Annotated in this window: 7 protein-coding genes; 3 read left to right on the top strand and 4 right to left on the bottom strand. The window is 67.4% G+C overall.

Annotated elements, in window-relative coordinates; all coding sequences use genetic code 11:
- From ACO6D5_RS21725 to ACO6D5_RS21735, 3 genes are all read right to left on the bottom strand, one after another.
- A partial coding sequence (locus ACO6D5_RS21725) for an efflux RND transporter permease subunit (protein ID WP_485826482.1) occupies positions 1 to 3,059 on the bottom strand: 3,059 nt, incomplete at its 3' end.
- Entirely contained in the window at positions 3,056 to 6,136 is a 3,081-nt protein-coding gene (locus tag ACO6D5_RS21730; protein ID WP_485826483.1) for a multidrug efflux RND transporter permease subunit, read from the bottom strand. The genes ACO6D5_RS21730 and ACO6D5_RS21725, both read right to left, overlap by 4 nt.
- Before the next feature lie 7 nt (positions 6,137 to 6,143).
- Entirely contained in the window at positions 6,144 to 7,343 is a 1,200-nt protein-coding gene (locus ACO6D5_RS21735; RefSeq protein WP_485826484.1) for an efflux RND transporter periplasmic adaptor subunit, read from the bottom strand.
- Positions 7,344 to 7,515: 172 nt separating this feature from the next.
- Between ACO6D5_RS21735 and ACO6D5_RS21740 the strand changes: the two genes are divergently transcribed.
- Positions 7,516 to 8,691 (top strand): diguanylate cyclase, encoded by a 1,176-nt coding sequence (locus tag ACO6D5_RS21740; protein ID WP_315529405.1) that lies wholly within the window; start codon positions 7,516 to 7,518, stop codon positions 8,689 to 8,691.
- 60 nt (positions 8,692 to 8,751) lie between these two features.
- Entirely contained in the window at positions 8,752 to 9,711 is a 960-nt protein-coding gene (locus ACO6D5_RS21745; RefSeq protein WP_485826485.1) for a molecular chaperone DnaJ, read from the top strand.
- 16 nt (positions 9,712 to 9,727) lie between these two features.
- Here the strand turns inward: ACO6D5_RS21745 and ACO6D5_RS21750 are convergent, their stop codons facing one another.
- A complete protein-coding gene (locus ACO6D5_RS21750; protein WP_485826486.1) occupies positions 9,728 to 10,972 on the bottom strand; it encodes an NnrS family protein in 1,245 nt (414 codons plus the stop codon).
- A gap of 223 nt (positions 10,973 to 11,195) precedes the next feature.
- Between ACO6D5_RS21750 and ACO6D5_RS21755 the strand changes: the two genes are divergently transcribed.
- Complete coding sequence (locus ACO6D5_RS21755) at positions 11,196 to 12,467, top strand: MFS transporter (RefSeq protein WP_485826487.1); 1,272 nt, start codon at positions 11,196 to 11,198, stop codon at positions 12,465 to 12,467.
- The last annotated feature ends 18 nt before the right edge of the window (positions 12,468 to 12,485 follow it).

The raw sequence follows: 12,485 nt of genomic DNA on the forward strand, positions 1-12,485 counted from the left end.
GCGGCGCGGACTTTCAGCCGCAGCCGCTCCAGCGCCAGATAGACGATCGGCGTCGTGTACAGCGTCAGGAACTGGCTGATCATCAGGCCGCCGACAATCGCGATGCCTAGCGGACGCCGCAATTCGGAGCCTTCACCCATGCCCAGCACCAGCGGCAGCGCGCCCAGCAGCCCAGCCAGGTTGGTCATGACGATGGGCCGCAGGCGCAGCATCGCGGCGCGGTGAATGGCCTGTTCGGGCGTCAGTCCTTCCCGCCGTTCCAGGCTGAGCGCGAAGTCGATCATCAGGATGGCGTTTTTCATGACGATGCCGACAAGCAGGAACAGCCCCAACAGCGCAATCAGGGTGAACTCGATGTTGGCTAGCCGCAACGCAAGCAGCGCGCCCACGCCGGCCGAAGGCAGTGTCGACAAAATGGTCAGCGGGTGCAGGGGGCTTTCATACAGGATGCCCAGCACCAGGTAGATGGCGATCAGCACCGCCAGGATCAGCCAGGGCTGGTCCTGGACGCTTTGCTGGAAGTTGCGGGCGTCGCCGCCCAGGCGCGTCTGGATCGACGTGGGCACCATCAGTTTGGCCATCGTGGCGTCGATGGCGGCCAGCCCCTGTTCCAGGGACACACCTTCGGCCAGCGAAAAGCCGACGCCGACGGCGGCGAACAGGCCGTCGTGGAAGACGCGGTCGTTGACCAGGCCGTTCTCGTACGTGGCGAACGCCGTCAGCGGGACGCGCGTGCCGTCGGCGGCCACGACCTGCACTTGCTCCAGCACTTCGGGGTCTTCGGTGTAGCGGGGGTCCAGTTCCAGCACTACCCGGTACTGGTTCATGGCGTCGTACAGCGTGGCCACCTGGCGCTGGCTGAAGGAATTGCTGAGCACGCTGCTGATCGTGTTCATGTCCACGCCCAGACGCTGCGCGGCGCTGCGGTCGATGTTGATCACGACCTGCTGGGTGGCGCCGTCGCCTTCGGCGTCCACGTCGCGCAGTTCCGGGATGGCTTGCATGGCCTTGGAGATCTTGCGCGACCATTCCCGCAGGGCGGGCACGTCGCTGGCCATGATGGCCAGTTCGTGGTCGCCCGAGTTGCCGAAGCCGCCGGGCATGCGCAGGTCCTGGTCCACATTCAGGAAGAACATGCCGCCCGGGACCGCCGGGGAGTTCGTACGCAGCCAGTTGATGACCTCGGTCGAGGATTCGCCGCGCTGCGACACGGGTTTGAGCCGGATCAGGAACAGGGAATTGCTGATGCCCAGACCGCCGCCGTTGTAGCCGATGACGTCCTGCACGGCCGGGTGCTTGAGCACCAGCTGACGGTACTGGTCGATCTTGGGCTGCATGACCTGGAACGAGAACCCGTCGTCGCCGCGCACGAATCCGACCAGTTGGCCGGTATCCTGCACCGGCAAAAAACCCTTGGGAGCGTCCACATAGAGGTAGACGTTCAGGCCGATGACGCCTGTCAGCAGCAACAGCGTCAGGCGCGCGTGGCCCAGCACGCGGGCCAGCGACGCGCCGTACCACGCGTGCACCCGGGAAAAGGCGGCCTGCATGCGCGAAGGGCGGGGTGGCGCCGCCTGATGCGCCGCGCCGGGTTTGAGCCAGCGCGCGCACAAGGCGGGGATGATGGCGACCGACACGACTAGCGAGATCACGGTGGCGGCCACCAGCGTGATCGAGAATTCGCGGAACAGCCGTTCCACCAGGCCGCCCATGAACAGGATGGACACGAACACCACGCTGAGCGCGACGGTCATGGCCACGAGCGTGAATCCGACTTCCCGCACGCCGCGCAGCGCCGCCTTTCTGGGCGACAGGCCCCGTTCGATATGCCGCGAGATGTTCTCCAGCACGACGATCGCGTCGTCCACCACCAGGCCGGCGGCCACGATCAGCGCCATCAGCGACAGGTTGTTCAGCGAAAAGCCCCACACATACATGACGGCGAAGGTGGCGATCAGGCAGACCGGAATGGCCACGCTGGGGATCGCCGCCGCGCGCGCATTGCCCAGGAACAGCCACACGACCAGGATGACCAGGGCCGTGGCCAGCGCCAGCGTGACGTGCGCTTCGCGCAGCGTGGCGTTGATGCCCGGCGAGCGGTCCAGCGCCACGGTCAGGTCCACATCGGCCGGCATCAGCGCGCGCAGGCCGGGCAGGGCCTCGTTGATGGCCTTGATGGTCTCGATGATGTTCGAACCGGGCTGGCGGCTGATGGTCAGCACGACGGCCGGGTTGCGGTTGTGAAAGCCGCTGCTGTAGCGGTTTTCCACCGAATCGCTGACTTTCGCCACTTGTGCCAGCCGGATGACGGCGCCGTCCTCGTGGCGCACGATCAGGCTTTCGTATTCCTCTGCGGTACGTGGCTGGGCCGGCGTGCCGACCTCCCAGCGCTGGCCGGCCGAATCCAGCTGGCCCTGCGGGCGCATCGGCGCCGCATCCGAGATGGCCTCGCGCACCTCGTCCAGCGCCACGCCATAGTGGGCCAACGCGTTGGGATTGACCTGCACCCGCACGGCGGGCAGCGAACTGCCGCCCATCGTCACTTCACCCACGCCGTTGATCTGCGAGATCTTCTGGGCCAGCACCGTGGCGCCCAGGTCGTAGAGCTGGCCGGCCGGCCGGGTAGGGGAACTGAGCGCCAGCGCCATGATGGGCGCCTGCGACGGGTTGATTTTGCGGTAGCTGGGGTTGCCCGGCATGCCGGCCGGCAGTTCGGCGCGGGCCGCGTTGATGGCGGCCTGCACGTCGCGCGCGGCCTCATTGATGTCGCGGTCCAGGTCGAACTGCAGCTGGACGCGGGTGGCGCCCTGGTTGCTGGACGAGGTCATGGCGCTGACGCCGGCGATGCTGCCCAAGGCGCGCTCCAGCGGCGCGGCCACCGTGCTGGCCATGCTTTCGGGGCTGGCGCCGGGCAGGTCGGCCCGCACTTCGATTGTGGGGAAATCCACCTGCGGCAGCGGCGCCACCGGCAGCAGCCGCCAGGCCACGGCGCCCAGCAGTGTCAGCGCCAGCGCCAGGAAGATGCAGGCGACCGGCCGGTGCAGCAGCGCCCGGATCATGCCGCGGGCCCGTCAGTCCTGGCGGGCTTGGCGGAAACGCCGCGCCGCTGGCCCAGGCGGTGGAAGAACAGGTAGACGGCGGGGGTGGTGAACAGCGTAAGCACCTGGCTGACCAGCAACCCGCCCACCATCACCCATCCCAGCGGCTGGCGCAATTCGGCCCCGGAACCCGTGGCCAGCATCAGCGGCAGCGCGCCGAACAAGGCGGCCAGCGTCGTCATCAGGATGGGGCGCAGGCGCAGTAGGGCGGCTTCACGGATGGCGGCTTCAGGCGGCAGGCCGCGCGCGCGCTCGGCTTCCAGCGCGAAGTCCACCATCATGATGCCGTTCTTCTTCACCAGCCCGATCAGCAGGATGATGCCGATGACGGCGATCAGGTCCAGCGGCCGGCCCGTGATCAGCAGCGCCAGCAGCGCGCCCACCGTGGCCGACGGCAGCGTGGACAGGATGGTGACGGGATGGATGGCGCTTTCATACAGCATGCCCAGCACCAGATACATCGTGACCACGGCAGCCAGCATCAGCCACAGCGTGTTGGACAGCGACGCCTGGAATGCCGACGCCGCGCCCTGCAGGCGCAGTTCGACGCTGGGCGGCATGCCGATGTCGCGCTGGGCGGTGTCGATGGCGGCGATGGCCTCGCCCAGCGAGCCGCCCGGCGGAAGGTTGAACGACAGGTTCACCGCGGGGAATTGCGACAGGTGGTTCACGGCCAGCGGCACGGCGCGTTCGCTGACGGAGGCCAGCGCCGACAGCGGAATCGCCTGGCCGTCGCCGGTCTGCAGATGGATGCGTTCCAGCGCGTCGGGGCTCAAGGCCAGGCGGCGGTCCACTTCCAGCACCACGCGGTACTGGTTGGACTGCGTGAACAGGGTGGCGACCTGGCGCTGGCCGAACGCGTTGTACAGCGTCTGCACCACGTCGTCCATCGTCACGCCCAGGCGCGCCGCGGTGTCGCGGTTGACTTGCAGGAAGGCCTGGCGGCCGTCACCTTGCAGATCGGACGAGACCTCGGCCAATTCGGGTGATTGCGCCAGGCGCTGCATCAACGCGTGGCTCCACTGGCTCAGCAGCGCGCTGTCCGGCGACGTCAGCGTGAACTGGTATTGGCCGCGGCTGACGCGGTCTTCGATGTTCAGTTCCTGCACGGGCTGCAGGAAGAGCGAAATGCCCTGCACCTCGCGGGCGCGGGTGTCCAGCCGGGCCATGATGTCGGCCAGCGGCGCGCTGCGCTCGGCCCAGGGCTTCAGGTTGATCAGCAGGCGGCCGGTGTTCAGCGTGGTGTTCATGCCGTCGATCCCGATGAACGACGACAGGCTCTGCACGTCCGGGTCGGCCAGCAGGGATTGCGCCACCGCTTGCTGGCGGCGCGACATGGCGTCGAACGACGTATTCTGGGACGACTGGGTCACGCCTTGCAGCACGCCGCCGTCCTGCACCGGGAAGAAGCCCTTGGGCACCGCCAGATACAGCAGGCCCGTCAGCACCACGGTGGCCACCATCACCAGCAGCGTCAGGCGCTGGTGGCGCAACGTCACGTCCAGCCACCCGGCGTAGCGCGCCTGCACGCGGTCCAGCAGGCCGGGGCGGGATTCCACATGCGCCGGCAGCAGGCGCGCGCACATCATCGGCGTCAGGGTCAGCGACACCGCCAGCGATATCAGGATGGCCACCGCCAGCGTGATGGCGAATTCACGGAACAGCCGGCCCACCACGTCTTCCATGAACAGCAGCGGAATCAGCACGGCGATCAGCGACAGCGTCAGCGACACCAGCGTGAAGCCGATCTGTCCGGCGCCTTTCAGCGCGGCCGACATGGGGCTATGGCCCTGTTCGCGGTAGCGGGCGATGTTCTCCAGCATGACGATGGCGTCGTCCACCACGAAGCCGGCGCCGATGGTCAGCGCCATCAGCGTCAGGTTATTGGTGGAGAAGCCGGCCAGATGCATGAAACCGAAGGTGCCGATCAGGGACAGCGGCACCGCCAGGCTGGGGATCAAGGTGGCGGGCAGGTTGCGCAGGAACAGGAAGGTCACCAGCACGACCAGGCCCACGGCGAACACCAGTTCCCACTGCACGCCACGCACCGACGCGCGGATGCTTTCGGTGCGGTCGGTCAGGATGCGCACTTGGGCCGCGGCAGGCAGGCTGGCAGTCAGCTGGGGCAGCAGCGCCTTGACCTGATCGGCCACGGCGATGACGTTGGCCCCCGGCTGGCGCTGGATGTTGACGAGCACGGCGGGCTGCTTGTCGACCCAGGCGGCCAGATAGCGGTCTTCGGCGCCGTCCTCGATCGTGGCGACCTGGCCCAACCGCACCGGCGCGCCGTTCTTCCAGGCCACGATCAGCTCGCGGTATTCCTCCGCGCTTTGCAGCTGGTCGTTGGCGTCCATGATGACCGAGCGCACCGGGCCGTCGAAGCTGCCTTTGGGCTGGTTCGAATTGGCCTTGCTGATGGCTTCCTGCACGTCCGACAATTGCAGGCCGCGGGCGGCCAGCGCCATCGGGTTGACCTGTACCCGCACGGCCGGGCGCTGTCCGCCGGCCAGGCTGACCATGCCCACGCCGGACAGTTGCGACAGGCGCTGCGTCATCCGCGTGTCAACCAGGTCGTACACCTTGGGCAGCGGCAGGGAATCGGAGGTGACGGCCAGCGTCAGGATGGGGACGTCGGCGGGGTTGACCTTGCGATAGATGGGGGGCGTGGGCAGGTCCGTGGGCAGCAGCGAGCCGCTGGCGCTGATGGCGGCCTGCACTTCCTGTTCGGCCACGCCCAGGGACACGTCCAGCGAGAATTGCAGCGTGATCACCGAAATGCCGCTGCCACTGGTGGACGACATCTGTTTCAAGCCGGGGATCTGCCCGAAACGCCGCTCCAGCGGCGCCGTGACCGCGCGCGCCGTGACGGTCGGACTCGCCCCGGGGTACTGGGTCGTGACCTGGATGATCGGGTAATCCACCTGCGGCAGCGCGGCGACCGGCAGCATGCGCCAGGCCAGGATGCCCGACAGCAGCAGAGCGATCATCAGGAATGACGTTGCGACCGGGCGCAGGATGAAGGGGCGTGACAGGCTCATGCGCGGATCAGGTAAGGGGCTCGGCGGCAGGGGGCTCGACGGGAAGGGCCTCGACGATCTGGACGTCGCGTCCGTCGTGCAGGCGGTCTACGCCCTCGACCACCACGCGTTCGGCAACGGCCAGGCCCGCTTCCACGACCACGTGGCCGGCGTTGGCGGAGCCCAGTTGCAGGACCCGGCGCGTGGCGCGTTCGTCGTCGCCGATGACGAACACGAAGGCTCCTTCGGCGCCATACTGCACGGCGGCTGACGGAATGGTGACGACGTTGTCCTGCTGCACCACGGCCAGCCGGATGTTCACGAACTGGTTGGGAAACAGTGATTCGTCGGCGTTGTCGAAGCGGGCGCGCAGGCGGACGGTGCCGCTGGCTGCCTGGATGCGGTTGTCCAGCGCTTCCAGCGTGCCTTCGGCCAGGATGCGGCGGTCATCCGCGTCCCAGGCCTGCACGCGCAGCACCGCCGTCTTGGCCTGGGCCTGGCGCAGGATGTCCAGCCGGGTCTCGGAAATGCTGAAGATCGCCGAAATCGGCATCGTCTGCACCAGCGTGGTCAAGCCGTTGGCGTCGTCGGCGCGCACGTGGTTGCCGGCGTCGATGCGGCGCAGGCCGATGCGGCCGTCCTGCGGGGCGACGATGCGGGTATGACCCAGCAGGCGCTCGGCATCGGCGACTTGGGCCCGGTTCAATTGGCGCTGGGCGGTGTACGCGCGCACCTGGGCTTCGGCGGTGTCCAGTTGCTGGCCCGCCACGGATTCCTGGCGCGCCAGACGGCGGTAACGCTGCAAATCGGCCTGCGCGTTGTCCAGCAGCGCCTGGGTGCGCGCCAGTTCTCCCTCGGCGGCGGCCAGCGCGGCCAGATAAGGCCGGGCGTCGATCTCGGCCAGCAACTGGCCCCGGGTGACGGCCTGGCCTTCGGTGTAATGCAACCGGACCAGTTCGCCGTCGACCTGGCTGCGCAAGGTCACCTGGGCCAGCGGCGTGATGGTGCCAAGCGCGTGCAGATCGCGCTGCAGCGGCCCCATGCGGGCGGCGGCGACGCTGACAGCCACGGGAATCTGCCCATATTCGGGCGGGCGGGCGGTGGCGGGGCCTTGACTCCCCATCAACCCGTACGCAACCGCGATCAGCACGGCCAGCGACAGGGCGGCGGCGATCAGGATCAGGCGCTGGGTTCGGGAAGGGTGGCCCGCGTAAGAGGGCAGTGACATCTGGGCTGCCAGTCAGGATGTTGCGGACATCCGAGATTCTATATTAATAATAATGATTAGCGTTATTAACGAGGGTTTTCAAGAGGGGTTTTCGCCATATGGCTGTCTGGAATTCAACGTAAAATCCGGCCGTCGCCGCGAAGTCCCGGCGCAATGCGCCTTTTCATACGGCATGTACGTCGATCTCCATACCCTATATCTCCTTATCATCGGGACGCTGCTGGCCAGCGCAGGGATGATCTTCTGGGAGTTTCGGGCCCATCCCCTGCGCAGCAAGACGTTGCGCATGCTGGGGACCGGCTTTGCGACGTTGGCCATGGGGTGCGTGCTGGTCCTGTTCCGCCGCGACCTTCCCGGGGCGTTCGGCTCGGCGCTCAGCAACCTTGTCATCCTCTCGGGCTATCTGCTGGTGCTCAATGGCGTGGCCTCCCTGCGTGGCCGCCAATACCGCGCCGGGTCCGTGGCCCTGCTGGCGGTAATGGCGCTGGTGTGGGCGGTGGCCGGCACGCGATGGCAGGATGCCGTGTGGGCCTACGCCAGCGCGGTGCCGATCGCGCTGATCAGCGGCATGACCTCGCTGGAAATGCTGAGGTGTCGCGCCATGCAAGCGCTGCCGCCCCGACGGATCATCGTGGTGGTGACGGCCATCCATGCGTTGCTGTACGCCGGCCGCGCGACAGTCCTGCCCTGGATGGTGGCGACGTTCGGCCAGGAGGTGTTGTGGGCCGCCAGCAACATCACCATGTACGAGGGCGTGCTGTATTCCGTTATTTTGCCCATGACGCTGGTCAAGCTGATCCGCGAAGAGACGCATGGCCAACTGCTGCAGGAGTCCCAGACCGACTATTTGACCCGGCTGGGCAACCGCAGATGGTTCTTCGAGCAGGGCGCGCGCGTCATTGGCGGTCCGGCCGGCCAAGGCCCCGTCGCCATGCTTGCGTTCGACCTTGACCATTTCAAATCGATCAACGACCTGCACGGCCACGAAACGGGCGACAAGGTCCTGACGTCGTTCGCGGCCGTGGCGCAGGGCGCGCTGGGCCCGGCCGCCGTGCTGGCCCGGATCGGCGGGGAAGAGTTCGCGTGCCTGTTGTCGGGCGACGACGCCCGCCGCGCGCACTTGCTGGCCGAGGCGGTCGTCAGGCGCTTCGCCGAGGCGATGGCGGATCCCGCCCGGGGTGTCGGGATGCCTGCCACCGTCAGCGTGGGCCTGGCGCAGTTCGACGGCGACGTGCCGCCGTTGGCCGCCGGCCTTGCCGCGGCGGACCACGCGCTGTACCGCGCGAAGGCCTTGGGCGGCAATCGCGTCGAATTGGCGCGCCCGGGGGCAAGTTCCGCCGCCGCGTAACGCGCTCTGGTCGGTATAGTGGCGGCTATTTTCAATAGCAGGTCAGCAAGGAGCAGGTCCATGGGTGAACATCCCCTCGAAAGTCCGCGACAATTGTTCGAACGCCTTCAATCCCGATTGGAGACCGAACGCGAACGCGTGCGGCAGTGGCAGGCGGTTGAGGCGGACTACCAGCGCAAGTATTCCGAAGGACTGTCGCCGCTGGAGCAAAAGCTGCATGAACTGCGCATGAAGCTGGTGCTGTGCTTCGACCACGCGCACAAGAACATGGGGCTGTCCAAGTCGGAACGCGAATTCGTGTCTGAACTGGTGGTGGAGTTCTCGGAAGAGCTGCTGCAACTGGCCGCCAAGAGCGAACTGCCGGCGGGCTGCGACACCGGGCGCCTCAAGGTGCTTTATAAAAAACATGGCGGCTCGGACTATGACGCGGACGCGGCGGCCGAGACCGAAGACGCCAAGACGGAACTGGCCGACGCATTGGCGCTGGATCCGGACACGGATCCCGCCGCCTTGTCGCCGGCTCAACTGCTGGCCCTGATCCAGGACGAATACGTTGACGACGAGGCCGAGGAGCTGCTGGCGCTGGCGCGGCTGGCCACCCGCAGCAACACGCCGAATGCCGTAGCGTGGCAAGCCCTGCAGGATGCGGAGCGCGCGCGCGCCAGCCAGGCCGCGCAGAATCCCGATCTGCAAGCCGACGTGGGCCCGGCCGGCGGCGTCGATGACGCGCGCCTGCCGCAAGTGAATGCCGTGCTGCAAGCCCAGTTGGACGAAGTCCTGCATCAGGCCGCTTACGCGGAAGAGGGCTTCAAGCTGCGCTACGACCTGGATCCGTTCGCATCGTTCGACCCGGAAACGGTGATGGAAGACCTGGACGCGGATATCGTCGACATCCAGGAGTACATCCGCGAACTGGAACACGAAGTCATGCAGTTCTCGGACCAGGGCCTCCTCAAGGCCTGGCTCAAGGCGATGAAACGCGAAATCGCGGCCATCGAGCGCCGCGAAGCCCGCGACTGAAGGCGGCCGTCCGACGCTAGCTGCGCCGGGCCACGGGCACTACGCGCATGATGGGCGCCGCCGGCTTGGCGGCGTCCGCGCGCGGGCGGATCATCATCGGGAAGAAGCGCCACAGGTACAGCGCCAAGGCCAGCACCCAGGCCGTCGTCGCGGCGTGCAGCAAGCCGGTCGTGGCGGCAGTGGGCAGCAGGGCAGCCAGGCGCAGCAAGGCCGCCAGAATCATCAGCGCGTAGCTGGCCACCATGCTGCGGTCGGTTTGCAGCGGCCGACCCAGGTGACCCAGCGCAGTGCGGGTGACCATGCCCAGGATCAGCACCGAAAACCCGGCAACGCCGATCACGTGCGCGGGCCACGCCGGACGCACGACGTAGCCGGCCAGGTGCGCGGCGCCCACCAGCAGCCCGACCGCCACGCCCAGATAGCCCACATACAGAATCCATAGCAGCGGCACGCGGCGCACCGCCCAGGGCTTCCAGGACACCCATTGCGCCAGCGCGATCAGGCCGGTCACCGTCAGCGCCAGCGCGGCGGCTCGCGGGGCGTCGGCCATCAGGCAGGCGATGGCGGCCACGCCCAGGCCCAGTTGCCAATGGCCGCTGCGCGTGTGCGGGGGAATGTCCAGGCCCGCCACGGCGCGTTTGGCGAAAAAGGGCAGGACGCGGCGCGCGATCAGCAGTGTCAATACCGCCATGCACAGCAGCCCGGCGTTGAAGGAACGCATCAAGGCAAGATAGTCGCCTTGCACGACGGCCCACAGGTACATGGCGTTGGCCGCGGCCAGACCCAGCAACAGCACAGGCACGCCTGCATTGCGCTGGTTGCGCGTCACCCACACGGCCCGGCCCAGGGCGGCGGCGCCCCACAGGAAGAAGCCCAGATCCGCCGCGGCAGCCACCAGGAAGGCAGTCCGGCCCGGCACCAGGTAGCCCGCGCGCGCCACGATCCAGAGCAGGCACAGCCCCGCCAGCGCGTTACCGCGCAAGGGATTCTTGCCCGTCCAGTTGGCGCCAGCCGTCAGCAGGAAGCCCACGGCGATGGTGGCGACAAAGCCCCATAGCATCTCGTGCGCGTGCCAGAACATGCCGCCCAGGACGCCCGCGATGCGCGCCGGCGCATGCACCCACAGCCACACGGACGCCAGTGCCCAGAAGCAGCCCGCCAGGTAGAGCGGACGGAACCCCATTTCAGTGAAAGCGCGCCATTGGGGGCGGGGCGGCCGGGGGGGCGCACCCGGTTCGTCGATGGTCAGCAGGGAAGGCATGGCGGTCTGTCGGCTTAAAGGTGTATTTGAAATGCATATTAATCCTGCGCCCGCCAGTCCGCCAGCGCGATTGTTTGATCTGGCGCAAACGTGCCCGGGAACCCCGCGGTGACTAGACACATTGGCGGGGCCGGATGGTCAGCCGGCGAATGGCGGCGCGCGCATGCGGTCCCTAGGCTAGAGCCCTGAATCCCCTGTATCCGTGAGCCAAGCGAGAGTAACCATGACAGCAGCAACTTCCCCATCCGGCAGGCCGATGCGGGTCCTGATTTCCAGCACGTTCGCCTTCACCATCTGTTTCGCGGTCTGGATGATCTTTGCGGTGCTGGGCATCCCCATCAAGGCGCAACTGGGCCTGTCTGAAACGCAATTCGGCCTGTTGGCCGCCATGCCGGTACTGACCGGATCCCTGGTGCGGGTGCCGCTGGGCATCTGGACCGACCGCTACGGTGGCCGGCCCGTGTTCTTCATCCTGATGCTGCTGGCGGTGGTGCCGATCTGGCTGCTGTCCTACGCCACGGAATATTGGCAGTTCCTGGTGCTGGCGCTGTTCGTCGGCCTGACGGGCGGCTCGTTCTCGGTCGGCACGCCGTACGTGGCGCGCTGGTTTCCCCGCAACAAGCAGGGCTTGGCGATGGGCGTGTTCGGCGCGGGCAACTCGGGGTCTGCCATCACCAAGTTCGTGGCGCCGGCGCTGATCGCCGCCGCCGGGGGCGCCTGGGTCATCGTGCCGCAGGTGTACGCGGTGGCGCTGCTCGTCACGGCCGTGCTGTTCTTGATGTTCTCGGCTTCCGACCCGGCGCACCGCGTCACACGCGGCGCGTCCCTGTCCGCGCAGTTCGCCATGCTGAAGGACCCGCGCGTCTGGCGCTACTGCCAGTACTACTCGGTGGTGTTCGGCGGGTATGTCGCGCTGGCGCTGTGGATGACCAAGTACTACATCGGCGAATACGGCTTCGACATGAAGCTGGCCGCCTTGCTGGCGGCGTGCTTCTCGTTGCCGGGCGGAGTGCTGCGCGCCCTGGGCGGCTGGATCTCGGACCGCCATGGCGCCTACAAGACCACCTGGTGGGTGATGTGGGTGTGCTGGGTGGCGTTCTTCCTGCTGAGCTATCCGCAAACCGAATTCACCGTCATGACCGCCAACGGTCCGCGCAGCTTCGGCATCGCGCTGGGGCCGGTGTCGTTCACCGTCCTGCTGTTCATCGTCGGCATCGCCATGGCGATCGGCAAAGCCTCGGTCTTCAAGTTCATCTCGGACGAGTTCGGCGAGAACATCGGCGCCGTGTCCGGCATCGTCGGCCTGGCCGGCGGCCTGGGGGGCTTCGTCCTGCCCATCCTGTTCGGCGTGCTGCTCGACCTGACCGGCGTGCGCTCCAGCGCGTTCATGCTGCTGTACGGCACGGTCTGCGTGTCGCTGGTCTTCATGCACTTCAGCTTCCGGCCGGAAAGCGCGGCCAGCGCCTCGGCGGCAGTCGCCAAGCAAGCCGCCTGAGTCCGCGCCTTATCCCTT

This window comes from Achromobacter sp. (assembly GCF_057314935.1).